Genomic DNA, 23767 nt, shown 5'->3' with positions numbered 1-23767 from the left:
TTTAAAAAAGAGAATTATATATTTTATTTAATTTATTGAAGCAATTACTCTTTCTTCTCCTCCATTTAAGGTCATTTATTTTTGAAACTGATGTTACTCCTTTGCCAGATCCGATAAGTATTATTTCATCATAATCATTAATTGATTTAATGGAAATATCTTTAAAATTAATTTTAATTTTCTTACTTATAAATTTAATTGTATTTCCAAAATAACAATTTTTTTTAGGTGAAAAAATCTTTCCATTTTTCACAAAAACTAAATTTGAAGTACCAGTTTCTAAAATTTTATCATTTGCGACTAGAGCAATATCAAATTTAGTTGAATCAACTTTGCTTAATTTTGCTAATATTTTTTTATAATAGAGATTTTTGTAATTTGGTTCTACACGTTTATATTTAAACAATAAGAGATTAAAATTACTTTTTGGTTTTGGTCTTTTTCTAATTGAGACTGATATCAGTTTTTTATTTAACGCTATACGAAATAAATTATCAGGACCTTTGTATATAGTGTTTTTGTTAATTAAATATTTAATTATGTTTTTTAAATTTTTTTTTCTTATTCCATATTTTTTTGTAGATTTTATTAAGTTCTCTAAATGCGGTTTTAAAAGTATTAGCTTAAGAGGTTTTCCAACCATTCGCATTGTGGTGAATACACCTCTAGATCCCCAAAGATCCTTGAAAGTAACTTCTTTAAGATTGCTAAGCTGATAAGATTTTTTTAATAATAGTGTTGCCATTTTCTGTTAAAAAAGATTCTGGATGAAATTGAAACCCATATATTTTATTTTGATTGTCCTCAAGGCCCATAGGTATTTTTGTTTTACTACATCTCATAGTTATTTTAATTGAATTCGATTTAAATGGCTCCATTAATTTTAATGAATGATATCTTCCAACTTTAAACTGTTGATTGTTTTTAAAAATTTTACTTTGATTATTTGTTTTTATTTTGGATTGAAAACCATGATAAATTTTTTTTTGCTGTATTATTTTGCCTCCTTCATTATGTAAAATCATTTGATAACCAAGACAAATGCCAATAATTTTTTTCCTTCCTTTGTATTTTTTATAAATATTTGAAGTAGTAGGATAATCCTTTGGTGATCCAGGTCCTGGTGATAAAACGATCACATCACTTTTATCAAGTAATTTGTTATTTAACTCATAATAATTTGAACAAAAAACTTTATCAAATTTTGCAAATTGATGAACAACATTCCAAGTAAAAGAATCTTGATGATCTATAATGTAAATCATTTAAATAACTCCAATAAAGATTTTGCTTTAATATAATTTTCATTAAATTCTTTCTTAGGGGAACTATCTAATACTACTCCAGACGCAGCAGAGATCTCTGATTGATTTTTATAATTTAATATAGATCTAATTATAATATTAAACTTCATATCTTGATTAAATTTAATAAGTCCAAAACTTCCTGTAAAAATATTTCTACTTTCTTTTTCTTGATTGTTTAAAAGTTCTAATGTTCTTATCTTGGGACAGCCAATTACGGATCCTCCCGGCATCATTGCCTTAATGATATCAATCAATTTTGTATTTTTTTTTAATATTCCACCAATTGAAGTCACATAATGAAAAAGGTGCTTGTATTCCTCTACATATTTTTTTTTGAGTATTTTGACACTTCCGGGTTTACAAATTTTGGATAAATCGCTTCTTTCCATATCAACTATCATGTTGTGTTCTTTAGTTTCTTTTTCGTTATTTTTAAAATATTTTAGAGCTATATTTTTATTGGATAGTATTTTTTTCTTAAATGTGCCCGCTATTGGTTTTGTTATAATTTTATTTTTTTTCTTATCAATTAATGTTTCAGGAGAGCAACTTACTATAGAGTAATCCTTATCTTTTATCATAAATGACTCAGGAGATGAGTTAACACGCATTAATTTCCAAAAAAAATTAATAGGATTAATTAATGATTCATTCTTATATTTTGTACAAATTTTAATTTGATAAGTCTCGCCTTCTCTTATTTTTTTTGAAAATAATTCAAATATTTTTTTATATTTTGTATAAGAAATATTTACCTTGAAAGGACTAAGTATTTGAGTTTTGTTGAATTGATAATTGAATGTATGCTTTTTTATATTAGATATAACTTTAATATCTTTTCTAATTTTAATTATAGTCTCAGGTTTATAAAAAATTCCTTTATAAAAGTTTATCCTCTTTTTATTTTTTAAATTAATACCAATCAAATTACATAAAATTTCATAACCAAAAAATCCAAGATATAAATCTGTTTCTTTTTTATATTTTTTTTTCTCTAACGAATTAAGAAATTTATGTATATTTTTTTTTGTTAAAATGATCTTTTTTGAAAAATCTGTATAAATATTATACCCATCATCTACTTTGTAAATTATTAAAGGCTTATCTGATTGATACAGATCCTCTAAATATGGGTTAAATTTAAATTTATGCTGGTTGAGTTCTTTCAATTGCTTTCTCTACTATAGGTAAATGTATCAAACCTGCAAAAATTGATAATGCGATAGATCCGTACCATGCATAATCAAAATTTCCATTTAATTCATAAAATACACCACCAAGATACGCACCCAAGAAAGATCCTATTTGATGACTCACAAATACTATTCCATATAAAAGTCCAACGTATTTTGTGCCAAATATATGGGCAACTATTCCATTTGTTGGAGGAACTGTGGATAGCCATAAAAAACCAAAAGTAACTCCAAAAACTACAGAGTTAAAAATACTTGGTGGTAAGAAAATAAAATAAATTATGGAAACTCCTCTTAAAAGATAAATAGCACTTAAAATTTTTTTCTTACTATACCTTGTTGCTAAATAACCGCTTGTAATAGTACCTGCCATATTAAATACGCCAATCAAAGCTAAAACCATTGCAGGTGTCCAATCAGGCAAACCTTTATCTGCCATATAAGTTGGAATGTGTGTTGCTACTAGAGCAATATGCCAACCACAAACAAAAAAACCCAAAGTAAGATAAATAAAACTTTTATTTGCAAATGCTTCTTTTAGCGCTTCCCTTGCTGTTTGGTTATTGTCTTGATTAACTCCTACAGGTATTTTTGGAGTACTGACAAATAGTGATACCACCAATCCAACTCCTAAAAGAAGACAAAAATACAAAAGTGTATTTTCCCAACCTGTTTCAACTAAAGAATATCTTACAAGTAAAGGTGAAACAAAATATCCAAAAGATCCTGCGCATGTAACAATTCCTGTAGCAATAGTTCTGTTTGATGCTGGAAAATGTTTGGCTACAACTGATACCGGGATACCTATTGCAGTAGAACCTAAGCCAATTCCTATCATTACTCCTATGGTTAAAGTGAAATAGCCTCCACTATTAAATCCAGAATAAAAAAATAAAACCCCTATCAAATAAAAAACAAAACCAATAAATATTGCAACTGCTCCTCCATACTTGTCAGTAATTACACCAAACAAAGGACTAAATACTCCCCAGAGTAATAACTGTAATCCCATAACAAATCCAAAATGAGAAATGGAAATATCTAAGTCAGCATTAAAATCAAAATAAAATAATCCAAACGTCTGTCTTATTCCTAAAGAAATAATTACAACTATAGATGCAGCAATTAATGTAATTAACGCTTTCTTGCTTATGGTAAAATTTTCTGAGCTCATTTAATAAACTTTAGAGCCTTTTTTAAATCAGCTATTAGGTCTTTGGGATCTTCTAAGCCAATATGTAATCTCACAAGATGCTCATCTTTTGCTAATTTTAAAAATTTTCTATTACCTGTCTCTCTATATTCTTGATGTAAAGCTAAACTTTCAAAACCTCCCCAACTGTAACCGTACCCAAATAATTTTAATGAATTAACAAATTTTCTTACAGAATTAATATTTTTGCATTTTATCTTTAAACCCATTAGCCCAGATGCTCCTGAGTAATATTTTTTCCACATTCTAAAATTGTAGGAATCTTTTTTATATGGATATAGTAGTTTTATATTTTTGAATTTAGATAAAAACTCAGCAACTTTTTTTGCATTTTCTCTGTGTCTATCTAATCTAACATCTAAAGTCCTTAAACCTCTTGTAATTAAATAGGCATCATCAGGTCCTAATCTTAAACCTGTAATCCTCTCAGCAGCTTTAACTTTTGGAAATACTTTTTTATTAACAGCTAATGAACCACCCATTACATCCGAATGACCTGAGTAATATTTTGTTGCAGATACGATAGACATATCAAAGCCCAATTTAATAGGTTTTAAGAAGTAAGGTGTTCCCCAAGTGTTGTCTATTGCTGTTAAAACTTTGTGTTTTTTTGCAATTGATAGAATTTTTCCAATATCTTGAAAATCAAAAGAGTTACTACCTGGATTCTCAACAAAAATTAACTTTGTTTTTTTTGTAATACTTTTTTCTAATGTTTTTAAATCATGTGGATTATAAAAAGACGTTTTGATATTAAATTCTTTTAAAAAATTTTCAGTTAATAATCTTGTTGGACTATAAACAGGATCTGCAGCAATAATTTCGTCACCTGGTCTAGTCACACTGAATATAGCTAAAAAAACTGCACCAAAACCTGTTGGTGTAGTAAAAACATGATAACTTTCTTCAAGCTTAGTTAAAATTTTTTGTAATATATAAGTTGTTGATGTGCCTTGTCTTCCATAATCATAGTGTCCTCCCGTTGGATTTTTAATTGCCTTAGCTTGAGTTTTTCTAATATCTTTCATTGACTTAAAGATAATTGTAGAAGCTCTAACTACTGGAGGATTTACTGACTGATTGTGAAAATCCTTAGCTGTATGTTTCAGGAAAGTTTTGAAAGAATTAACCATAATAAATTTGATATGTTATTAAGACAATGCTATATCCCTTGAAAAACGTCAATAAAATTAAAATAGGACTAAATGAGTTACCCAAAGAAACATAGAGGCCGAAGAAAACAAGGGTCTAAAAAAAGAAGAGCTAAAAGAAAAAATAAGAAGAAATAATTCTTCTGCTATTCTTTAATCCAACCACCACCAAGTACTTTGTGACCAAACTGGTCTTTACGATAAAAAACACATGCCTGACCAGGTGAAATACCATCTTCAGGAATTGCTAAATTAACTTTTGCATTATTATTATCTATTAAATCAACTTTTGCCTCTAAAAGACTTCCGGTAGATCTAACTTTAACAAATAAATTTTGATCTAAATCCTCTTTGTTAGTTAGTAAATTTATTTTCTTTAAAGAAATTGTTTTTTTTCCAAGTTTTTCTTTAGGACCAACTATTATTTCATTTTTATCAGAATTTATCTTTAACACGTAAAGGGCTTCTTTATCTGAAACTTTAATGCCTTTACGTTGTCCAATTGTAAAATTTATAATTCCATCATGAACACCAATTACCTCACCATCTAAATTTTTTATATTTCCTTTATGAAAAGAGTCTGGTCTAAACTTTTGTATTACTGAAGCATAATCGCCATTCGGAACAAAACAGATGTCTTGACTATCAGGTTTGTCAGCAACATTTAAGTCTAAATTTTTTGCAATTTCTCTGGTTTTGTCTTTTAACATTCCACCTAATGGAAATCTTAAATAATCTAGTTGTTCTCTTGTTGTATTAAATAAAAAATAACTTTGATCTCTGTTTTCATCTATGGCTCTATACATGTTGGTAGTTTTATTTTCGGTAATACTTTTAACATAATGACCAGTAACTAAAGCATCAGCTTTTAGTTCTTTTGAAACTTCAAATAAATCTTTAAATTTAACAGTTTGATTACACTGAACACATGGAATTGGAGTTTCGCCCTTTAAATAACTCTCAACAAAATTATCTATAACACCTTGTTTAAACTTATCTTGGTAATATAAAATTTTATGCTCTATACCTAATTTGTGTGCAACACGTTTGGCGTCCATTATATCTTGACCTGAACAACATTGTTTTGATGCTGCTACTTCTTTACCATCGTCATAAAGTTTTAAAGTTATTCCAATTACATTATATCCTTCCTTTTTCATAATGCCTGCTACAGTGGAAGAATCTACTCCACCCGACATTGCAACAACTACGGTAGTATCTGAAGGTTTTTTATCTAAACCAATAGAATTTAAATCTTTATTCATAAGGTGGTATTTATACTTATTTACAATATAAGTTAAATTAAATGATTTTAGATTATGAACCAGGTGACAAAGTCACTAATCCTCAAAAAAAAGAATGGGGAATTGGGCAAGTGCAATCTATAATTAACGATAAAGTGACAGTTAATTTTGAAAATGCTGGAAAAAAAGTAATAAACGCAAAAAATGTTGAGTTAAAAAAACTTGGAAAATGAAGTTAAACTTAAAAGAAATTGTTGAAAATTTAATTGATAATTTTTTAGAGGCTGGAGATTTAGCTATTCAATTAAGAGAAAAAGGTTTGGTAAAAAAAATAAAATCAGACAATACACCAGTAAGTAATGGTGATTTGGAAGTAAACAAATTTATATCAAAAAAAATTTCTGAGGTTACTCCTAATTTACCTATCATTTCAGAGGAGACCTCTGATAATAAAGATAACCTAAATTTAAAAGATTTCTGGCTTGTTGACCCTATTGATGGAACTTATGATTATATTAATAATTTAAAAGAATTTACCATTAACGCTGGTTTAATCATAAACAACAAGCCTGTTGCAGGATTAATAAATGCTCCTGCAAAAAAAAGAATGTTTTATTCATATGAAAAAGGTAATGCTTTTGAGTTGAGCAACGGTAAAAAAACAAACTTAAGCAATTTACCTGCTAAGAAAAAAGAAAATTTAAAATTTATTTCATACTCAACTAAAATAAAGCCTGAAATTCAAAAAATTTATGATGATTTGGGAGTAAAAGAAAATACTAGAATGAAAAGTTCTTTGAAATTCTGTGTCGTTGCTGCTGGTGAATATGATGGTTATGTTGCTGAACCTAGAGCATATGAATGGGATATAGCAGCTGGTCATGCAATTTTAGAACATGCGGGTGGATCTGTAACTGATTTTGAAGGAAATGAAATTTTGTACGGTAAAAAAGATTTAAAAAATCCAAGTATAATTTTGAAAAATAAAAATATTTTATAATGGATGAACAATTAAGAATAATACTAATAATTATTGTATCTGTTTCAATTTTTGGATTATTGGTGTTCGTTTTCGTAAAAAATTATATAAGAAATAAAATAAATCAGCTTGTAAAAGAAGAAAAAGATAAAAAGTTAAAGTAGATTTATTATTTTTAGATATTCATCTTTTTCTATATCCATTACTTTTTTTGATGTTTCAAAATCAAATCCATTTCTTGCAAGTAACGATATATCTTTTTTATAAAATAAAGTTCTATTATCCTCTGCTCTAGCTGGACCAATTCTTTTCTTTTTACATAATTTTATTGCTGAAAAAAAATCTTGATCAGAATTATCTTCTTTTATTTTTTCAACTGTATCCTTAATAAATGTTTCATTAATTCCTTTTCCAATTAAATAATTTCTAATCTTATTAATTGAGTTTCCTCTTTGGATCATGCTTTTGGCTTTGCTTTCAGAATAAAATTGATCATTTATAAATCTGTTTTTTTCTAAATCCGACAAAACAATATCAATCAGTTTATTTACATCTTTTTTTCTTACATCAGACGCTGATAGTTTCATGTATTTTTTTAATAAATAAGTTTTAAGTTGTTGTTTTGAAGGGGCATACTTTTCAACATAAGCAAAGGCGAAATTACGCATCTCATCAACAGTTACTTGAAGTGTTTTTTTTCTATTTCTTATAGGAATCATTGTTAGATTTAATATAATATATCTAAATGATTGAACAAATTTATACTTATTTCACAATTGAGACCCTTTATATGTGGATCAACCTTGGAGTTCTACCTTTTTGGTTTATCTTAATAGTGTTTCCTCAATCACATTTAAGTAGAATTTTTGTAACATCAATTTTTCCATTTTTCATATTAAGTGGTGTGTATATCTTCATTTTATATAAATCTTATTTAATTGGTTATGATTTTGATGGAAATTTCTCTCTTTATCTTGGTCTTAGTGAATTATCTAGATTGTTTGAAGACCATTTATACATAATGATATTTTGGACTCATTTCATAGCAATAAACTTATTTATTGGTGGCTGGATTGTTAAAGATTCTCAAAAGTTTTCTATAAATAAAGTTTTGATGGCTGTGCCATTAATTGTGACTTATTTAATTGGACCTATAGGTTTATTTTTATATTGGATAATTAGAATCTTTTACGCAAAAAGAATTAGTTTATATGAGTAATCATATAGATTTTTATTTCGATATAATTAGCCCATATGCATACATCGCACACAAAAAAATTCTTAAACATAAAAATATCGTATTTAATTACAAACCAATTTATTTAGGTGGTCTTCATAAACTAGCTGGAATTGATTCTCCTGCATTTAATAAATATAAATTGAGGAACAATATAAATGATTGCAACCTAGTGTCCGAGAAAAATAGTATTGAATTCAAATGGAATTCTAATTTTCCAATAAATTCTTTAAATATTATGAGAGGATATATTAGTGTTAGTAAGGATAAGCAAAACGATTACTTGAATTGTTTTTTTGATGCTTATTGGAAAGATAATTATGACTTATCAAATGTTGAGAATATTTCTAAATTAATAAGAGATTTAAATATTGATAGTGAAGAATTTTTTCAATCTATAAAAGAACAATCAGTTAAAGATAAATTAATTAAATTAACTACAGATGCTTTTCAAAAAGAAGTTTTTGGAACTCCTACCTTTATAGTAAATAATAAAATTTTTTGGGGACAAGATAGACTTGAATATGCTTTAGAAGAATTTAGTGCTAATTAAATTATTTTAAATTTGCTACTAGCTATAGAACCAAACCCACCATCAATGTGTGATACTTTTTGATACCCCATATCTTTTAAAGACTTTACAGCTAAAGCTGATCTTACGCCTCCTGCACAAAATAAAACAAATTCTTTATTTTGGTCTATTTGTCCATTTTGAAATACTGGGCTATTAGGATCTAAATATACTTCAAGCATTCCTCTTGGAATATGACTTGCACCTTCAACACTACCTGTGTTTTCTAACTCATTACTTTCTCTTATGTCGATTAGATTACAATTTTTATCATGGAACATTTGATAAGCTTCATCTGCATTAATTGTTTTAATCTCTTTTAAAGTTTCACCAACTAGAGTTTGTAATGATTTAATGACCATAATATTATAAAACCTATAACACATTATGAAAAAATTTTTTATCAAAATCTGTAAATTTTTAGGATACGAAATTTTAGATCAAAATAATTTTTCGTCCCCAACATTAGGAAAGAAATTAAATGAAGAACTATCGATTTTGAATGAAAAATCTATAGTTTTACCTTTGGGTGAAGTCAAAATTACAAAAAAAGTTAACTCATTACTAATTGTTCTAAGAATGAATACAGATATTGAGATTTGGGATCAAAATAGAAGAAGGTTATTTGAGTATCCAAAAATTGAATATACTAAAAGATCATTAAATTCGCTTATTAGATCAATTAATTTTTTAAAAAATAAACACCCGACTGTAAATGTTAAAACAATAATTGTTGATGATAATTCAAGTACTGAAAACCTTAATATAATTAAAAAAATAATTGATGGAAATAATATAGAGATAATCAATTTAGATTACTCAAAATATAAAAAGGAAATATCAGAACAAAAAAACAAAGAAACTTTTGCAAACCTTGCTAGTTTACTTCAAAGTTTTGAAATTGGAAAAGATACTGGTGAAGATTTAATTTACTTTATAGAGGATGATTATTTACATTTTGAACCAATGTTGGAAGAAATGGTGGTTTCTTATGAAAGAATTGCATCCCAAATAAATAAGGATATTTTTATGTGTCCATCTGATTATCCTTATCTTTACATGAATAATGAAAAAACAAATGTTTTGATTGGAAATAAACGTCATTGGAGAACTGTAGATAAAACACTATGTACCTTCCTGACAACTAAAAACTTATTAGATAAATATTGGGATAACTTTTATAAAAATTGTCTAGATAGACACGATCCATTTGAAAAATATTTAAATGAAATATATTCAAAAGAAATCTGTATTTCTCCATTAAAAAGTTTATCACTACATCTAACAAATATTAATTCAAGTTACGGCTTGTCACCGTTAATTGATTACAAAAAACTTTGGGAGGAGAACGAAATAAATGATTAAAGAAAATACAAAAGCACCAATTTTTAAACTACCATCTACAAATAAAAAAGAATACTCTCTAAAAGACTCAATAGGAAATTATGTAATTATTTATTTTTACCCTAAAGATGATACTCCAGGGTGTACAATTGAAACCAATGATTTTAATAAGTTACTTCCAAAATTTAAAAAATTAAATTGTGAAATTTTGGGTATTTCTAAAGATAATTTAAAAAGTCATGATAAATTCAGAGATAAATACAAAATCAAGTTTGATTTATTGGCTGATGAAGAAATAAAAGTTTTAAAAAAATACAAAGTTTGGGCTAAAAAAAAATTCATGGGACGAGAGTTTATGGGAATAGTTAGAACTACTTTTTTAATCGATAAAAAAGGTAGAATAATCAAAATTTGGAACAATGTTAAAGTAAAAGACCACGCTAAAGAAGTATTAGAAACTCTTCAAAATATTGTTAAAAAATAAAAAAGGCCCCTTATTTCTAAGGAGCCTTTAATATATATAGAGAGATATTTTAGTCTCTTATTGCATAAGCTTTCACACCTACTTCAGCAACATCAGTACCAAGTTTTTCAGCTTGAGCACTAATTCTAAGACCAATAGTTTGTTTAAGAGCTCTAAAAGTAATGTAAGAAAGTATGAAGCTAAACAAACATACTGCAATTACACCTGTTAACTGAGTTCCAAAATTTGTATCTGGATTGCTTATTGGAACAACTAAAGTTCCAAATATTCCTGCAAACATATGAACAGGGATTGCACCTACTACATCATCAATTTTTTTACTTTCTAAAAATTTTGTACCAAAGTACATAATCAATGATCCAATAGCTCCAATTACAATTGCTAATACAGGACTTGGAGTTAAAGGTTCAGCTGTAATTGCTACTAATCCAGCTAATGCACCATTTAACATCATAACGATATCAGTTTTTCCGCCAAGTAATCTTGTAACCACGGCAGCAGCAACTGTTCCAGCTGCACCTGCTAAATGAGTGTTAACTGCAATTTTACTAATTGCATTAACATCATCAAAAGTTCCCATAGCTAATTGACTGAAACCATTAAAACCAAACCAGCCAAACCAAAGTAAAAATGTTCCTAGCGTTACTAGTGGAATTGATGATGCAGCAAATGGTACTAGAGATTTAGTTTCTCCTGATTTAGTAAATCTTCCTTCTCTTGCACCTAATACAATAACTCCTGCTAAAGCAGCAGCACCACCACAAGCATGAACTAAAGTTGAACCGGCAAAGTCAGAAAAGCCTGAAGTTGCTAACCATCCTCCACCCCACTGCCAACCCATTGAAATTGGATAAATAATTCCAGCCATGATTGCTGCAAAAATAAAGAATGGCCAAATTTTAATCCTTTCAGCTACAGCTCCAGAAACAATAGAAGCAGTTGCACAAACAAACATAGTTTGAAAGAACCAATCTGAGTAATCTGAATAACCCGTAGCTAGTTCAGAAGAATCGCTCCACATAGAGAAAGATCCTATAAAACCACCTTCTGGAATACCGTAAGCTAAATTATAGCCACATAGAAAAAATATTAATGAACAAATTGCAAATTTACCAATATTTTTAGCTGCAATCGTTGATACACTTTTTGTTGTTACTAATCCGCTTTCAAGCATACAGAAACCTGCGGCCATAAAAGCCACTAATACACCACCTAAATAAAATCCAAGTGAATTAAAAATATATTGTCCTTCAGCTGACATTGTTGTTTCTGCTGAAGCAAAGTTAGAAAAGCTTAATAATGATATTAAACCTATAATAAATGTTTTTAAATATTTAGTCATTATCTCTCCTTGTTAAGTAGGGTCTTTTATAAAAGTTTTTTAAATAATGAATTGCTCATAGGACAAAAGAGTTATGCTATTTAAGCATGTGTAAAATAAAAGGCCCCATTTCTGGGGCCTTTGCTTAACTAACTAGAGAGAGAGATTTTAGTTAATTCTTTTTATTAGAGGCTCTTCAATGAGATAACGACATGGAGATCGAAGAGCCTCTATATTGCATGCAATTAGTCACGTATTGCGTATGCTATTACTCCTGTTTCTGTAACGTCAGTACCTTTGGTTTCAGCTTCTTTACTTAGTCTAATTCCAAACGTAGCTTTCATTATTGACCAGATTACGTAAGACACAGCAAACACAAAAATGTTAATTGAAAGTACACCTATTAATTGTGCACTAAACGTTGCATCAGCGTTTGTTAATGGCACTGCTAATGTTCCCCAAATACCAGCAAACATGTGAGCTGGAATTGCACCTACAACATCGTCAAGTTTGAAACTGAATAATAATTTAGTTCCAAATACTACGATCAATCCACCTACAGCTCCAATGAAAATTGCTGCTAAAGGTGTTGGCGCTAATGGTTCAGCTGTAACAGCTACAAGACCACCAATTGCTCCGTTTAACATTTGAATTACATCTGTTTTACCAAACATTAATCTTGTGATTATTGCAGCAGCCATAACACCACCACAAGCAGCAAGATTAGTATTGATAAATATACTTGATACAGCAACTGCATCATCAAATGTTCCAATAGCTAGTTGAGATCCACCATTGAATCCAAACCAACCTAACCATAATATAAATACTCCAACAGTTACTAATGGAATTGAAGAAGCAGCAAAAGGTTTAATTGCTTTCGCCTCACCTTTGCTATCAAATCTTCCATATCTAGCACCTAACAACATGATACCTGCCAAAGCAGCTGCACCACCTGTTGAGTGTACTAGTGTCGAACCAGCAAAATCAGAGAAGCCTAGTTCTGCTAACCAGCCTCCACCCCATTGCCAACCCATAACGATTGGATAAATTACTCCAGCTAAAATAGCTGCAAATAAGAAAAACGGCCATAACTTAATTCTTTCAGCCATAGCACCTGAACAAATTGAAACTGTTGTTGCACAGAATACCATTTGGAAGAACCAGTCTGATCCATCAGCATAACCTGTGTCAACTGCACTTGCATCTGACCAAGGTGTAAATGTTCCAATGTATCCTCCTTCAGGAATTCCATAAGCTAAATTATAACCAAAAAGCCAAAACATAATTCCGGCAATTGAATATAGACCTATATTTTTAGCACAAATTACTGATACACTTTTTGAAGTTACCATACCAGATTCTAGCATCGCAAAACCCGCTGCCATGAACATGACAAGGAAACCGCAAATTAAAAATAGAAGCGAGTTAAATATCGCTTGAACTTCTCCAGAGACAGTTGTCTCTGCCATACCTGCACTACTCATGTTTAATAAAAATATTAAACTAAGAAGCGGTGCTGATATTTTTTTTATTATTTTAGTCATTAGACCTCCACTTGTTTAAGTGGTGTCTTATAGTTTTATTAATTTTTTAAACTAACGCTGATTAGGAAAATTGGGTATGCAGTTTTTGCATATAGTAACAGCCCTGAACGTGTTTTGAAAACGTTAGGGCTGTTAAAAAAAAATATTATCTGTTGAATACTTCTTTTAAAGCTTTAGCTGGTAAGAATTTTACCTTTTGAGAAGCAGCAATTTGAATCTGCTCACCCGTTCTAGGGTTTCTTCCAACTCTTGCTTTTCTCTTAGCAACTTTGTACGTACCAAATCCAGCAATTTTTACTGAATCATCACCTTTTAGAGCATCTAAAATAGTGTTGGTAATTGTATCAAAAGTTCGCTCAGCATCTGCTTTGCTCAAATTTAATGAGCCAGAAAGCTTAGCAATTAGTTGTTTTTTGTTCATTTTAGCTCCGGTTTTGTTGGTTAATATTTATACTTGTCATAAACGTTGATAAATCAAGCTTTTTTTTAGTGTTAAATTTTTTAAAACACACAATATCTTGTAAAAACTTAAATAAATGTTGAGTTTATTGACTTTTTTAAACGTTTTAGAATGTGAATTATCTAAATAAACCTAGGTCTTTTAGATCATTAAATGTGGTGAAAAACATTAATGATAGCAACAAAAACAATCCGATTCGAAAAAAACCCTCTTGAGTTTTTTGAGATAAAGGTCGGCCTAAAACTTTCTCAAATGCATAAAACATTAAGTGTCCTCCATCTAACATTGGTATTGGAAATAGATTAATAAGTCCTAAACTTATTGAAATATAAGCCATCATACTAATGAAAGCCAACACTCCAAAGGTTGCAACTTGTCCAGAAATTTTAGCAATTCTAATTGGGCCTCCTAATTGAGAAGTATCTGCTTTACCTAAAATCATTCCTCCGATGTATTTTAATGAGGAAACGCTTACAAAATAAACTTCATAACCTGCATGATATAAAGCTTGAGCAGGTCCTAATTTAACATGGTTAACTTTATTATTATAAGCACCAAGCTTAATGCCAACCATTCTTTTGTTTATTTTATTACCCAATCCATCATCACCTTCAACTATATTGGGTTTAACTTTTAATATTAATTCATCATAAGAACGCTTAACTTTAAAGTCTATAAAATCACCAGTAGACATGGTGATAAATTTAGAAACCTCCATAATGCTTTTCACTTCATTACCGTCTATTTCTAAAATTATATCCTCTGCTTTTAGACCTCCTGCCATTGCTGGACTATCTTTTTGAACTTCGTTTATGACTGCAGGAGTAAAATCTTTACCCACAAAGGTATAAATTGAAAAAAAAATTAATAAAGCTAGTAAAAAATTAGCTAAAGGACCACCAAATACAATTAAAACTCTCTGGTATAAAGGTTTTAAAATAAATAATTTTTCTCGTTCTTCTTCGTTATATTTATCTAAAATTTCTTGGTGGTCAGCTTGTGAATAAACATTTCTATCTCCAAAAAATTTTACATATCCACCTAAAGGAATTGCACAAATTTTCCATCTTGTTCCAAATTTATCGTTCCAACCAAATAATTCTTTACCAAACCCAATTGAAAAATCAGTTACACCTACACCATATCTTCTTGCGAAATAATAATGTCCATATTCATGAATAAATACAACTACAAGAATTAAAATTAAAAAAGGTATTATATAACTAAGCATATTTTAAATTTTAAATGATTATTAATTTATTCACAACCCCGCATTCTGTTACTTTTTGTCTTTAAATTTGTAATATAAAGAAAACAAAATAAGACCAATCAATACAATACCTACGAAAATCCTCAAATATTGATTAAAAAATATATCTATAAGCTCAAACATAATTATTATATAAATATATTATGCCGTCATTTGATGTAATAAGCAAAATTAATTATCAAGAATTTGATAACGCTTTAGCTAATTGTTTAAGAGAAATTAGTAATCGTTATGATTTTAAAGGACTTTATATTTCAATTGAACGAAAAGATAAAACGGTGACTACCATTGCCCCTGATGAATTAAAATTAAAGCAAGTAAATGAATTATTACAAACCCATTTAGTTAGAAGAAAAGTAGATCCAAGGGTTTTAGAAGTTAAAAGCTCTGAAGGAGCGTCAGGAGGATCTATTAGACAAGTAAGTGAATTAAAAGAAGGAATTAGCCAAGAAAATGCTAAAAAAGTTATTGCTGACATAAAAAAACTTAAACTTAAAATTCAAATTAAAATCCAAGGCGATGAATTAAGAGTAGATGGCAAAAAGAAAGATGATCTTCAAGAAGCTATCGCTGCAATCAAAGGAATTGATATAGGTCTTCCAATAGACTTTGTAAATTTTAGAGATTAATCTTTTCAAACTATTTGTTGTATTTGGTGCAAAAAGATATAAGCAGTCACTCAATTACATAAATATATCTTCCCTACATAATGAATTTCTCTGATCTCAATATCGAAAGCAAATTAAAAAAATCAATTGAATTAGCTGATTTTAAAGTTCCAACACCTATTCAAAGTCAATCGATACCAATTAGTTTAGAAGGAAAAGATGTTCTAGGTACCGCACAAACAGGTACTGGTAAAACCTTAGCTTTTACGATCCCAATGTTGAACAAACTTCTTAAAGACAAACAAGCGATGGCACTAATTATTTGTCCAACAAGAGAACTTGCAACTCAAGTAATGGAAACAGTTTTAAAGTTAAATGTTAGAGAGATAGGGATTGGAAATGCTCTTTTAATTGGTGGTGAGAGTATGCAAAAACAACTCAGACAACTAAATAAAAGAGCAAGAATTATTGTTGGAACACCAGGAAGAATTAATGATCACATTGAGCGTAAAAGTTTAAATCTATCAAAAGTAAATTACCTGGTTCTTGATGAAACTGATCGAATGTTAGATATGGGTTTTACCCCGCAAATTGAATTGATTTTAAAATTCGTGCCAAAGAAACATCAAACATTATTATTTTCAGCTACTTTACCTGAAAATATTTTAAAAATTTCACAAAAATATCTTAATAATCCTGAAAGAGTTTCAGTTGGATCTTTATCAACACCAATTGAAAAAATTAAACAAGAAACTTTTCAGATTACACCTGATAAAAAATATCATGAACTAATAAATCAGTTAGTTGAAAGAACTGGTTCTATTTTAGTTTTTGTGAAGACTAAACATGGTGCTGATAAAATAGTTAAGCGATTAAAATATGATGGACATAAAGCTGATGCTATTCACGGAAATCTAAGACAAAGTAAAAGAGATCGTGTAATTAAAGGTTTTAGAAATGGTAACAGTCGAATTTTAGTTGCAACTGATGTAGCCGCACGTGGATTAGATATACCGGTTATAAAACATGTAATTAATTATGATCTACCGCAAGTACCAGAAGATTATATTCATCGAATAGGAAGAACTGGTAGAGCAGGAAAAGATGGTTCGGCTTTAACTTTTTTGACTAACAATGACAGAAATATGTGGAGATCAATTCAAAAACTAATTGATCCAGACTTTAAAGTTAAAGAAGAAGCAAAACCAAATAATCAAAAAGGAAAGAAATTTAATAAAAAAAATAAATTTAAAAATAAATTTAAAAAGAAATTTTCTAATAATAAATTAAGTAAAAAGAAGAAATTTAAAAAATTCGAAAATAAAAATAATAAAAGAAAATTTAAAAATAGAAAAAGACCTAAAAATTTTAGATTTAAGAAAAATAAACGTAAATAAAATTATACTTTTTGAATTAGAGAAGCGCTGTTATTTGTAGGTTTATTAACATCTTTTGATACTTCATGAAAAATTAAATTTGAAATTTTACGTTCTTTTAAAAACGCTGAACCTTGTAATTCTAAATTTAAATAACGATTAATATCAGCTTGGTTTAAAATAACTGGTTGTCTGTGATGAATTTCATTTATATTTTCTTTTGCTTCCTCTGTAATTAAACAAAACTGATCATTTTCAAATATCCCAGCAAAATAAATAGGATTTGTATCTTCACGAGTAAAATAATGGGGAGTTTTTTCTTTCTCTTCTCTTTTCCATTCATAAAAACCATCTGCCACAGCAACACATCGGTTGTTTTTTATTAGTTTTTTAAAAGAAATTTTTTCATCAATAGTCTCTAACCTTGCATTAATTAAAGCTTTAAAATCTTTATCTTTAGCCCAACTAGGTACCAAGCCCCACTGTAGATTTTCTAAAGTATTTCCATTTTTATATTTTTTTATTACAGGTAGTTTCTGATACGGATGAGCATTATAGTTTTCAGTATCTTCAACCTGAATTGCTGATTTCACTAATTTATTTGTTTTGGTTACAGGGTTTTTTACTACGTATCTTCCACACATTATATTGTTTGTTGTTTCATTAATTCTTCAATTTGCTTAATCATTATTTTTGGTGATCTCATAGCAGGATAAATTTCTTGTGCTTGTTCATAACTTCTAATTGCTTTTTCATAATTCTTAAGCTGAATATTTACCAAACCCTGTCCTGCTAAAGCCCCAAAGTGTCTTTGTTCTAAGGCTAATACTTGATCTATATCATCTTGAGATTTTTGAAATTCTCCTAGCATATAAAGCACAGTTGCTCTTTTATTCCAAGCTTCAGCCCAACTTTGATCTAGATTAATAACTTCAGTAAAAATATCTTTTGCTTTTATATAGTTTTGATCTCTCACAAATTGAGAGCCCTCCTCTAATCTTGCAGTAAGTTTTTCATCTGTTGGATGGGTACTCCATAAAGCCCAAATTTCTTGTTCAATTATAAAAGCTACTTTCGATTTATTTGCTTTTAACTCATTAAACAACTGGTTCAGTCTGGTATCCCTTTCGTTTGCAAAAGAGCTAACCTGTGAAAATAAATAAACCAAAATTATTAAGAATAACTTCTTCATATTTTAATATTATCAAATATTAGAATTAGAGTCTTTGGTCTTAAGTGTCTTTGTTGTTATTTTTACAACTATAAAAAGAAATATCTTTTTCTTTTTCCTCTTGTTTTATGTTGGTTGTGATTTCGTGAATAAGTTCGCCTGTTTTTCTAGTATAGACTGCAGACTCAGAATAATTCCTCTCTTTATCAAATGCTTGAATTAAGAATATATCCTTATTTGAAATTTTAACTTCTAAATCAATTTTATTAAAAAATTCTGATAAATTTTTAACATTTAGAACATCTGGTGTTTTAGACTCGATTATTAATTTATTAATATCTTTTCTTTTAATTTGATCTTTTGTGAAAGATTCAAAGTTATGGTCTGGATTTTTTAAAATTACTTTTTCAAATTTACAATTTAAGTTTAATTCAGAATTTAAAGTAATATTTGTATTTTGAGCTTGAGCAAAATTAAAGCAACATAATAAGCTAAATATTGATAGAAAGATTTTCATTTAATTAATTATATTAATAATAGTTTTTTTAATTGTTTCACTTACTTTAATTGTTCCATCTTTGTTGGGGTGTATACCATCTTGTTGATTCAAACTTGGATTAAGTGCCACACCTTCAAGAAGAAATGGGATTAATGCTAAATTATATTTTTTTGATAACTTTGGATAAATAGCATCAAACTCTTTTTTGTATTTTGCCCCATGAGTATCTGGAGCCACCATTCCAGCTAAAATAATTTTAATTTTTTTATTCTGAGCAACTTTTATTATTTGTTCTAAATTTCTTTCTGTTTCCTCTGGTTGAATCCCTCTAAGCATATCATTGGCTCCTAATCCTAAAATAATTAAATCAATACCTGGCTCTGATAAACTCCAATCTGCTCTATTCAATCCACCTGATGATGTACTTCCAGAGACACTTCCATTAATAACTTTAATATTTAAACCAGCTTGTTTAAGATTGTTTTCTAAAACTATTGATAAATGATGTTCTTTAGGTAATCCATAACCAGCCATCAAACTATCGCCGAATAAAACTACCTTTTCTATTGCACTTGCGTTTATGTGCACTAGAAAGAATATCAAAATTTTAATAAATATAGTTTTATTCATGAGTGCTCTTCTTAAATTAAAAAAAATAAATCTCAAATACCAAACTGGCAAAGATAGTATCAGTGTTTTAAAGAATATTGATTTAAATATTAAGAAAAAAGAAACTGTTTCAGTAGTTGGAGAAAGTGGCTCAGGGAAAACAAGTTTAATAATGTTAATTGGAGGCTTAGAAAAACCAACCTCTGGTAAAATAATTTTTAATGATCAAGAAATAACAGGCCTTAGTGAAGATGAAGTATCTGAGATAAGAAAGAAAAATATTGGAATAATATTTCAATCGTTTTATTTAATTCCTAATTACACAGCAGTTGAAAACGTTGCTTTAACCCTTGAACTTAATAATTTTAAAAATCCTGAAAAAGAAGCAAAAATTTTATTAGATCGTTTTGGTTTGAAACATCGTTTTAATAATTTACCAAGTCAATTATCAGGTGGTGAACAGCAAAGAGTTGCTATAGCTAGAGCAATTGCGATGAAACCAGAACTAATCTTAGCAGATGAACCAACCGGAAACTTAGATACTGAAAATTCTGTCATGATTGCAAATATTTTATTTAAATATGTAAAAGAAGAAGGTTCGTCTTTAATCATGGTAACTCATGATCCTAAACTTGCTGACAAAGCTAAAAGAAAAATAAAAATTAAAGATGGAAAAATTAAATAATCCTTCAGAATTTAGTTTGATTTTTAAATATGCTTTAAAAGACTTAAGTAGAAATTATCATAAAATTTCTAGTATCATTGTTACGCTATTTATAAGTCTTTTTATCTTAAGTGCTATTTTCACAATTGAGGATAGTCTTAAAAAAGAACTTAATGATAATGCTAAAGCTCTTTTGGGTGGAGATTTAGAGATTGATTACAATCGTAATCAAGGAAATTTAGATCTAGTTGACAAAGTAAAAGAATTTGCAACTGTTTCTCAAATGATTGAGTTCAGTACTATGCTTTCAACTACTGGCAGAGAAAAAAATAAATCATTATTTACTAGAATTAAGACTGTAGATGAAAAATATCCTTTATATGGAAATGTTGTGTATGAGCCAATTGGTGCTTATGAAAGAATGCAAAGAGAACCTAATACTATCCTTATCAATGAAAGTTTATCAAAAACCCTGAATATTAAAATTAATGAATTAGTAAAAGTCCAAGATCAAAATTTTAAAGTAATTGGAATTATTAAATCAGTGCCAGATGTAAGTGGATTTGTTGCATTTGGCGATTGGGCTTTAGCAGGAAAACAAACTTTAGAAATTTTAAAACTAAATGGAATTGGAAGCTTTTTAAACTATGAATACAAAGTAAAGTTCAATCAAAATGATAAGCCAGAAGAAATTGAGAAACGAATTGAAGAAATCTTTAAAGACGATCAAAAAGTTAAACTTAGATATCCTGAAAATTCTGCAAGTGGAATAAAAAGAATAATTAATAATTTTTCTCAATTTTTATCCCTTGTATCTATCAGTGCAATGTTGATAGCGGGTATTGGAATAGCAAATACTCTGCTTTCTTTTATTAATCAAAACAACATGTCAATAGCTGTTAGAAAGGCAGTTGGCTTTTATTCGGGCAATATTAAAACCCTATATTATCTGCAGTTATTTATACTTTTATTTATCATCACTGTTGTTGCTTATGGATCGAGTTTTTTAATTGTACCAATAGCAGATAAATATTTATCTGACGGACTAGGATTGAATGTTTATCCAGTGTTTTCTTTACTAAATTTTTTAAAAATATTTTTAGTGGGATTATTGGTTCTAGTAATTTTTTCTATCCCAACAATCAGTTCTATTGATCAAGTAAAAGCGTCTAATTTATTTAGAAACGTATTTCAAAATCTTCAATTTTATTATTCTAAAAGATCAGTTGTTCTTAGCTTTGTTTTATTATCTATCTTAATTTTATTATTCACAGTTGGATCTGAACAGCCTTCTTATAGCTTGGGCTACTTTGCTGCATTTTTTGTATGTTTAATTGTATTTTTCTTACTTTCAAAATTAATTATTTTTTTCCTAAAAAAATTCAAAACTAGTTCAATAATTTCTTTAAAAGTCTCAATTAAAAATATTACCCAAACAAAAAGTATAACTCCCATTACAGTTATGTCTCTTGGCTTAGGGGTTACTTTGTTATTAACATTAGCTTTAGTTGGTACAAATTTTCAAAGAGAAATAGCTAAATCTATTCCAGATATTGCACCTGATTATTTCTTCGTCGGTATTCAAAAAGGAGAAAGAGAGAAATTTGAGCAAGGTATTTTAAATATGGATCCCAATGCATCTATTGAAATTGTGCCAATGGTATCTTCTGGAATTGTTAAAATTAATGGTGTGGATCCTAACACTTATATTAAACCAGATAATGATAGTTATTGGGTAATTGGTAGCGAACGAAGGTCATCATGGGTAGAAAATGTTCCTGAAGATAATCCAATTTTACAAGGTGAATGGTGGGATTTATCAAACCCAGATCAACTTCAAATATCTTTAGATGCAAAAGTTGCTAAAGATTTAAATATCCAGTTAGGTGATATTTTTACTTTAAATGTTTATGGGCGTGAAATTGATGGAAAAGTAATTAATTTCAGAGAGGTGGATTATCGAGATTTAAGCATCAACTTTGCAATGTTATTTAATCCTCAATTTGCAAAAAATATTCCACACGAATATTTGGCTACTGCAAAATTTAATTCAAATAAATTTGATGAAACTGAAATGCTTGAAATCATGCCAAGTTTATCAATGATAAAAATTGCAGATTATTTATCTAAAGTTACAGCTGTTTTGAATAAAGTATTTATTGCAGTTACTTTAATTTCAGCAGTTACTATTGTCATTGGTTTAATTGTAATTTCGAGCGCAATTATGGTTCAAGGAAAAGTAAAAGAATATCAAAATCTAGTATTTAAAATTTTAGGTTTTTCAAAAAAACAAATTGTTTTTTCATCGTTAATTGAATTCATCATTATTTTTAAATCTGTAATTTTAATTGCAATATTCTTTGCAGTGATTGGTTCAAAATTTATTTTGGAAAATATTTTTGAGCTAGTGTGGATGTTTGACTTTAAAGTTTTAATCTATTTAGGATTTTCAATTGGCCTTGTTACTTTAATTTTAATATTGCTAACAAACTTAAAATATCTAAATCCTAAAGTTTATCCCCTTATAAGAAATCAATAATTAGAATTTAGTAATTTTACTATCCAAAGAAATTAAATTTAATTCTACTTTCAATTTTGGAAATTTTTTTTTTATTTGTTTTTTAATTTTAGAAAACGACTCTTTATGAATTTTTTTTTCATTTACCGGACTAAATTCTTTATTTCCATTAGCAATTTTAGCTGCGCCACAATCTTTATGATTAATTACAATTAATTTTTCTATTTTATGTAATTTAATAGAGGTTGCTAAATTGTCATAAAACGTTTTATGCCATTTTTTGAATTTATTATGTGTAACCCCAACAGCTGCACCTGCAATTGTGAATGCACTGTATTTTCCTGTTAATTTTTTTTTCTTTAAATGATTATGTACTAAATGTTGAAATCTTGGATCCATACAAGATAACACCATCGCTTTAAATTTTGATTTCATCAATTTAATTCAACTTTAAACATAGCCTCGTTTCTTCTATTCATTGGAAGGGTAAATGGGCTATCATAAGTTGCTCTAATTGGTGGGCTTATAATTGATATCTTGTTTTTTTGTAACTCTTTTTCTAAAATTTCTTTATGCTTAATAAAATTTCCATCTGATGCTCGTCCAGAATACCTAAGCACTGCGTAGTATCCTCCTTCAATGTTAACTATTTTAACATCTTTCCTACTTGGATTTGGTACATTTTCTGAGTTAAATTTAGAGGGTAAATAAAATTGCATACTCATATTTCCATTTTTCTCAACTTGGGTAACTGGGGTAGTCATTTTAATTTTCTCTTGAGTATCGTTTCTGCCTGAAATGTAATTAAATAATTTTCTAAAATTACTATCTATTCCAGATGTCATTGTTTCGACCGCTAAACGATCAGAATATTTTCTAATCTCATAAATCTCATTTTTAGAGATAACTTCATAATTTGCTTCTTCGTAAGCCATAACTGCAGAATAAGGTAAAATAAATAAAGTACAAATTACTATAAAATAAAATTTTATAATTTTCAT

The 23767-nt window shown here is 28.4% G+C and carries 29 protein-coding genes; 11 read left to right on the top strand and 18 right to left on the bottom strand.

Going from position 1 to position 23767, the window contains the following annotated elements; translation table 11 throughout:
• Nucleotide 1 precedes the first annotated feature (1 nt).
• The 6 genes from DT059_RS05535 to mnmA all read right to left on the bottom strand — a co-directional run bounded on the left by DT059_RS05535 (nucleotide 2) and on the right by mnmA (nucleotide 6129).
• On the bottom strand, nucleotides 2-745 hold the full coding sequence (locus DT059_RS05535) for an aminotransferase class IV (protein ID WP_145597454.1): 744 nt from the start codon (nucleotides 743-745) through the stop codon (nucleotides 2-4).
• Entirely contained in the window at nucleotides 708-1265 is a 558-nt protein-coding gene (locus DT059_RS05530; protein WP_075504793.1) for an aminodeoxychorismate/anthranilate synthase component II, read from the bottom strand. Before DT059_RS05530 ends, DT059_RS05535 begins: the two co-directional genes overlap by 38 nt.
• Nucleotides 1262-2476: a chorismate-binding protein gene (locus DT059_RS05525; RefSeq protein ID WP_145597452.1), complete on the bottom strand. Its 1215-nt coding sequence runs from the start codon at nucleotides 2474-2476 to the stop codon at nucleotides 1262-1264. The genes DT059_RS05530 and DT059_RS05525 overlap by 4 nt, the downstream gene beginning before the upstream one ends.
• A complete protein-coding gene (locus tag DT059_RS05520; protein ID WP_145597450.1) occupies nucleotides 2454-3674 on the bottom strand; it encodes an MFS transporter in 1221 nt (406 codons plus the stop codon). Before DT059_RS05520 ends, DT059_RS05525 begins: the two co-directional genes overlap by 23 nt.
• Nucleotides 3671-4846 carry a trans-sulfuration enzyme family protein gene (locus DT059_RS05515; RefSeq protein WP_075504790.1) on the bottom strand — a complete coding sequence of 392 codons (1176 nt, stop codon included), beginning with the start codon at nucleotides 4844-4846 and terminating at the stop codon, nucleotides 3671-3673. Before DT059_RS05515 ends, DT059_RS05520 begins: the two co-directional genes overlap by 4 nt.
• Before the next feature lie 164 nt (nucleotides 4847-5010).
• The gene (gene mnmA / locus DT059_RS05510) at nucleotides 5011-6129 is read right to left on the bottom strand and encodes a tRNA 2-thiouridine(34) synthase MnmA (RefSeq protein ID WP_145597448.1); all 1119 of its coding nucleotides are present in this window, start codon (nucleotides 6127-6129) and stop codon (nucleotides 5011-5013) included.
• A gap of 41 nt (nucleotides 6130-6170) precedes the next feature.
• On the opposite strand from mnmA, the gene DT059_RS05505 reads away from it, so the two are divergent.
• The 3 genes from DT059_RS05505 to DT059_RS07310 are packed head-to-tail and all read left to right on the top strand — an operon-like array spanning nucleotide 6171 to nucleotide 7251.
• Nucleotides 6171-6341, top strand: a complete 171-nt coding sequence (locus DT059_RS05505) for a DUF3553 domain-containing protein (protein WP_075484623.1) — start codon at nucleotides 6171-6173, stop codon at nucleotides 6339-6341.
• Complete coding sequence (locus DT059_RS05500) at nucleotides 6338-7108, top strand: 3'(2'),5'-bisphosphate nucleotidase CysQ family protein (RefSeq protein WP_145597446.1); 771 nt, start codon at nucleotides 6338-6340, stop codon at nucleotides 7106-7108. The genes DT059_RS05505 and DT059_RS05500 overlap by 4 nt, the downstream gene beginning before the upstream one ends.
• On the top strand, nucleotides 7108-7251 hold the full coding sequence (locus DT059_RS07310; protein ID WP_168189261.1) for a hypothetical protein: 144 nt from the start codon (nucleotides 7108-7110) through the stop codon (nucleotides 7249-7251). Before DT059_RS05500 ends, DT059_RS07310 begins: the two co-directional genes overlap by 1 nt.
• On the opposite strand, the gene DT059_RS05495 is transcribed toward DT059_RS07310, so the two are convergent.
• A complete protein-coding gene (locus DT059_RS05495) occupies nucleotides 7243-7806 on the bottom strand; it encodes a regulatory protein RecX (protein ID WP_075504786.1) in 564 nt (187 codons plus the stop codon). The two genes, DT059_RS07310 and DT059_RS05495, sit on opposite strands and share 9 nt — an antisense overlap.
• 26 nt (nucleotides 7807-7832) lie before the next feature.
• On the opposite strand from DT059_RS05495, the gene DT059_RS05490 reads away from it, so the two are divergent.
• A complete protein-coding gene (locus DT059_RS05490; RefSeq protein WP_075484617.1) occupies nucleotides 7833-8306 on the top strand; it encodes an ABA4-like family protein in 474 nt (157 codons plus the stop codon).
• The gene (locus DT059_RS05485; RefSeq protein ID WP_145597444.1) at nucleotides 8299-8877 is read left to right on the top strand and encodes a 2-hydroxychromene-2-carboxylate isomerase; all 579 of its coding nucleotides are present in this window, start codon (nucleotides 8299-8301) and stop codon (nucleotides 8875-8877) included. The genes DT059_RS05490 and DT059_RS05485 overlap by 8 nt, the downstream gene beginning before the upstream one ends.
• Here the strand turns inward: DT059_RS05485 and DT059_RS05480 are convergent.
• Nucleotides 8874-9257 carry a rhodanese-like domain-containing protein gene (locus DT059_RS05480; protein ID WP_145597441.1) on the bottom strand — a complete coding sequence of 128 codons (384 nt, stop codon included), beginning with the start codon at nucleotides 9255-9257 and terminating at the stop codon, nucleotides 8874-8876. The genes DT059_RS05485 and DT059_RS05480 overlap by 4 nt on opposite strands.
• 25 nt (nucleotides 9258-9282) lie before the next feature.
• On the opposite strand from DT059_RS05480, the gene DT059_RS05475 reads away from it, so the two are divergent.
• Nucleotides 9283-10260 carry a glycosyltransferase family 2 protein gene (locus tag DT059_RS05475; protein WP_145597440.1) on the top strand — a complete coding sequence of 326 codons (978 nt, stop codon included), beginning with the start codon at nucleotides 9283-9285 and terminating at the stop codon, nucleotides 10258-10260.
• A complete protein-coding gene (bcp, locus tag DT059_RS05470; protein WP_145597438.1) occupies nucleotides 10253-10723 on the top strand; it encodes a thioredoxin-dependent thiol peroxidase in 471 nt (156 codons plus the stop codon). Before DT059_RS05475 ends, bcp begins: the two co-directional genes overlap by 8 nt.
• 49 nt (nucleotides 10724-10772) lie before the next feature.
• Here bcp and DT059_RS05465 read toward each other — a convergent pair whose 3' ends face one another.
• The 4 genes from DT059_RS05465 to rseP all read right to left on the bottom strand — a co-directional run bounded on the left by DT059_RS05465 (nucleotide 10773) and on the right by rseP (nucleotide 15282).
• Nucleotides 10773-12065, bottom strand: coding sequence for an ammonium transporter (locus DT059_RS05465; protein ID WP_145597437.1), 1293 nt, complete (start codon nucleotides 12063-12065; stop codon nucleotides 10773-10775).
• Nucleotides 12066-12289: 224 nt separating this feature from the next.
• Entirely contained in the window at nucleotides 12290-13591 is a 1302-nt protein-coding gene (locus DT059_RS05460; RefSeq protein WP_145597435.1) for an ammonium transporter, read from the bottom strand.
• A gap of 145 nt (nucleotides 13592-13736) precedes the next feature.
• Nucleotides 13737-14012, bottom strand: coding sequence for an HU family DNA-binding protein (locus DT059_RS05455; RefSeq protein WP_023853992.1), 276 nt, complete (start codon nucleotides 14010-14012; stop codon nucleotides 13737-13739).
• Nucleotides 14013-14169: 157 nt separating this feature from the next.
• Nucleotides 14170-15282 carry an RIP metalloprotease RseP gene (gene rseP / locus DT059_RS05450; RefSeq protein ID WP_145597433.1) on the bottom strand — a complete coding sequence of 371 codons (1113 nt, stop codon included), beginning with the start codon at nucleotides 15280-15282 and terminating at the stop codon, nucleotides 14170-14172.
• 182 nt (nucleotides 15283-15464) lie between these two features.
• On the opposite strand from rseP, the gene DT059_RS05445 reads away from it, so the two are divergent.
• Entirely contained in the window at nucleotides 15465-15950 is a 486-nt protein-coding gene (locus tag DT059_RS05445; RefSeq protein ID WP_145597431.1) for a YajQ family cyclic di-GMP-binding protein, read from the top strand.
• Between the two features lie 80 nt (nucleotides 15951-16030).
• Entirely contained in the window at nucleotides 16031-17326 is a 1296-nt protein-coding gene (locus tag DT059_RS05440; protein WP_240704591.1) for a DEAD/DEAH box helicase, read from the top strand.
• A 2-nt stretch (nucleotides 17327-17328) separates the two neighbouring features.
• On the opposite strand, the gene DT059_RS05435 is transcribed toward DT059_RS05440, so the two are convergent.
• Genes DT059_RS05435 through DT059_RS05420 form a run of 4 tightly spaced genes read right to left on the bottom strand, consistent with a single transcriptional unit; the run spans nucleotide 17329 to nucleotide 19605 of the window.
• Nucleotides 17329-17949 carry an SOS response-associated peptidase gene (locus DT059_RS05435; protein ID WP_145597427.1) on the bottom strand — a complete coding sequence of 207 codons (621 nt, stop codon included), beginning with the start codon at nucleotides 17947-17949 and terminating at the stop codon, nucleotides 17329-17331.
• Entirely contained in the window at nucleotides 17949-18497 is a 549-nt protein-coding gene (locus tag DT059_RS05430) for a tetratricopeptide repeat protein (RefSeq protein WP_145597425.1), read from the bottom strand. Before DT059_RS05430 ends, DT059_RS05435 begins: the two co-directional genes overlap by 1 nt.
• Nucleotides 18498-18537: 40 nt before the next feature.
• On the bottom strand, nucleotides 18538-18993 hold the full coding sequence (locus DT059_RS05425) for a hypothetical protein (RefSeq protein ID WP_145597424.1): 456 nt from the start codon (nucleotides 18991-18993) through the stop codon (nucleotides 18538-18540).
• Entirely contained in the window at nucleotides 18994-19605 is a 612-nt protein-coding gene (locus DT059_RS05420) for an arylesterase (RefSeq protein ID WP_145597422.1), read from the bottom strand.
• On the opposite strand from DT059_RS05420, the gene DT059_RS05415 reads away from it, so the two are divergent.
• Nucleotides 19604-20269, top strand: coding sequence for an ABC transporter ATP-binding protein (locus DT059_RS05415; protein WP_145597420.1), 666 nt, complete (start codon nucleotides 19604-19606; stop codon nucleotides 20267-20269). The two genes, DT059_RS05420 and DT059_RS05415, sit on opposite strands and share 2 nt — an antisense overlap.
• On the top strand, nucleotides 20253-22787 hold the full coding sequence (locus DT059_RS05410) for an ABC transporter permease (RefSeq protein ID WP_145597418.1): 2535 nt from the start codon (nucleotides 20253-20255) through the stop codon (nucleotides 22785-22787). Before DT059_RS05415 ends, DT059_RS05410 begins: the two co-directional genes overlap by 17 nt.
• Here the strand turns inward: DT059_RS05410 and DT059_RS05405 are convergent, their stop codons facing one another.
• Entirely contained in the window at nucleotides 22788-23201 is a 414-nt protein-coding gene (locus tag DT059_RS05405; RefSeq protein ID WP_145597416.1) for a carbonic anhydrase, read from the bottom strand.
• Nucleotides 23201-23767, bottom strand: coding sequence for an SOUL family heme-binding protein (locus tag DT059_RS05400; RefSeq protein WP_240704590.1), 567 nt, complete (start codon nucleotides 23765-23767; stop codon nucleotides 23201-23203). Before DT059_RS05400 ends, DT059_RS05405 begins: the two co-directional genes overlap by 1 nt.

Source organism: Candidatus Pelagibacter sp. FZCC0015 (assembly GCF_007833635.1).
Lineage (GTDB): Bacteria > Pseudomonadota > Alphaproteobacteria > Pelagibacterales > Pelagibacteraceae > Pelagibacter.
The sequence above is the reverse complement of the archived record's forward strand: the minus strand, read 5'-3'. Positions and strand labels throughout refer to the sequence as shown.

What these genes read in the sequence shown, in the direction of transcription:
- DT059_RS05425 (WP_145597424.1), bottom strand. Translation starts at nt 18,993, where the DNA reads ATGAAAATCTTTCTATCAATATTTAGCTTATTATGTTGCTTTAATTTT.
- DT059_RS07310 (WP_168189261.1), top strand. Translation starts at nt 7,108, where the DNA reads ATGGATGAACAATTAAGAATAATACTAATAATTATTGTATCTGTTTCA.
- DT059_RS05400 (WP_240704590.1), bottom strand. Translation starts at nt 23,767, where the DNA reads ATGAAAATTATAAAATTTTATTTTATAGTAATTTGTACTTTATTTATT.
- mnmA (WP_145597448.1), bottom strand. Translation starts at nt 6,129, where the DNA reads ATGAATAAAGATTTAAATTCTATTGGTTTAGATAAAAAACCTTCAGAT.
- DT059_RS05465 (WP_145597437.1), bottom strand. Translation starts at nt 12,065, where the DNA reads ATGACTAAATATTTAAAAACATTTATTATAGGTTTAATATCATTATTA.
- DT059_RS05460 (WP_145597435.1), bottom strand. Translation starts at nt 13,591, where the DNA reads ATGACTAAAATAATAAAAAAAATATCAGCACCGCTTCTTAGTTTAATA.
- DT059_RS05445 (WP_145597431.1), top strand. Translation starts at nt 15,465, where the DNA reads ATGCCGTCATTTGATGTAATAAGCAAAATTAATTATCAAGAATTTGAT.
- DT059_RS05420 (WP_145597422.1), bottom strand. Translation starts at nt 19,605, where the DNA reads ATGAATAAAACTATATTTATTAAAATTTTGATATTCTTTCTAGTGCAC.
- DT059_RS05535 (WP_145597454.1), bottom strand. Translation starts at nt 745, where the DNA reads ATGGCAACACTATTATTAAAAAAATCTTATCAGCTTAGCAATCTTAAA.
- DT059_RS05490 (WP_075484617.1), top strand. Translation starts at nt 7,833, where the DNA reads ATGATTGAACAAATTTATACTTATTTCACAATTGAGACCCTTTATATG.
- DT059_RS05520 (WP_145597450.1), bottom strand. Translation starts at nt 3,674, where the DNA reads ATGAGCTCAGAAAATTTTACCATAAGCAAGAAAGCGTTAATTACATTA.
- DT059_RS05500 (WP_145597446.1), top strand. Translation starts at nt 6,338, where the DNA reads ATGAAGTTAAACTTAAAAGAAATTGTTGAAAATTTAATTGATAATTTT.
- DT059_RS05530 (WP_075504793.1), bottom strand. Translation starts at nt 1,265, where the DNA reads ATGATTTACATTATAGATCATCAAGATTCTTTTACTTGGAATGTTGTT.
- DT059_RS05485 (WP_145597444.1), top strand. Translation starts at nt 8,299, where the DNA reads ATGAGTAATCATATAGATTTTTATTTCGATATAATTAGCCCATATGCA.
- DT059_RS05505 (WP_075484623.1), top strand. Translation starts at nt 6,171, where the DNA reads ATGATTTTAGATTATGAACCAGGTGACAAAGTCACTAATCCTCAAAAA.
- DT059_RS05480 (WP_145597441.1), bottom strand. Translation starts at nt 9,257, where the DNA reads ATGGTCATTAAATCATTACAAACTCTAGTTGGTGAAACTTTAAAAGAG.
- DT059_RS05475 (WP_145597440.1), top strand. Translation starts at nt 9,283, where the DNA reads ATGAAAAAATTTTTTATCAAAATCTGTAAATTTTTAGGATACGAAATT.
- DT059_RS05405 (WP_145597416.1), bottom strand. Translation starts at nt 23,201, where the DNA reads ATGAAATCAAAATTTAAAGCGATGGTGTTATCTTGTATGGATCCAAGA.
- rseP (WP_145597433.1), bottom strand. Translation starts at nt 15,282, where the DNA reads ATGCTTAGTTATATAATACCTTTTTTAATTTTAATTCTTGTAGTTGTA.
- bcp (WP_145597438.1), top strand. Translation starts at nt 10,253, where the DNA reads ATGATTAAAGAAAATACAAAAGCACCAATTTTTAAACTACCATCTACA.
- DT059_RS05495 (WP_075504786.1), bottom strand. Translation starts at nt 7,806, where the DNA reads ATGATTCCTATAAGAAATAGAAAAAAAACACTTCAAGTAACTGTTGAT.
- DT059_RS05410 (WP_145597418.1), top strand. Translation starts at nt 20,253, where the DNA reads ATGGAAAAATTAAATAATCCTTCAGAATTTAGTTTGATTTTTAAATAT.
- DT059_RS05430 (WP_145597425.1), bottom strand. Translation starts at nt 18,497, where the DNA reads ATGAAGAAGTTATTCTTAATAATTTTGGTTTATTTATTTTCACAGGTT.
- DT059_RS05415 (WP_145597420.1), top strand. Translation starts at nt 19,604, where the DNA reads ATGAGTGCTCTTCTTAAATTAAAAAAAATAAATCTCAAATACCAAACT.
- DT059_RS05440 (WP_240704591.1), top strand. Translation starts at nt 16,031, where the DNA reads ATGAATTTCTCTGATCTCAATATCGAAAGCAAATTAAAAAAATCAATT.
- DT059_RS05435 (WP_145597427.1), bottom strand. Translation starts at nt 17,949, where the DNA reads ATGTGTGGAAGATACGTAGTAAAAAACCCTGTAACCAAAACAAATAAA.
- DT059_RS05515 (WP_075504790.1), bottom strand. Translation starts at nt 4,846, where the DNA reads ATGGTTAATTCTTTCAAAACTTTCCTGAAACATACAGCTAAGGATTTT.
- DT059_RS05455 (WP_023853992.1), bottom strand. Translation starts at nt 14,012, where the DNA reads ATGAACAAAAAACAACTAATTGCTAAGCTTTCTGGCTCATTAAATTTG.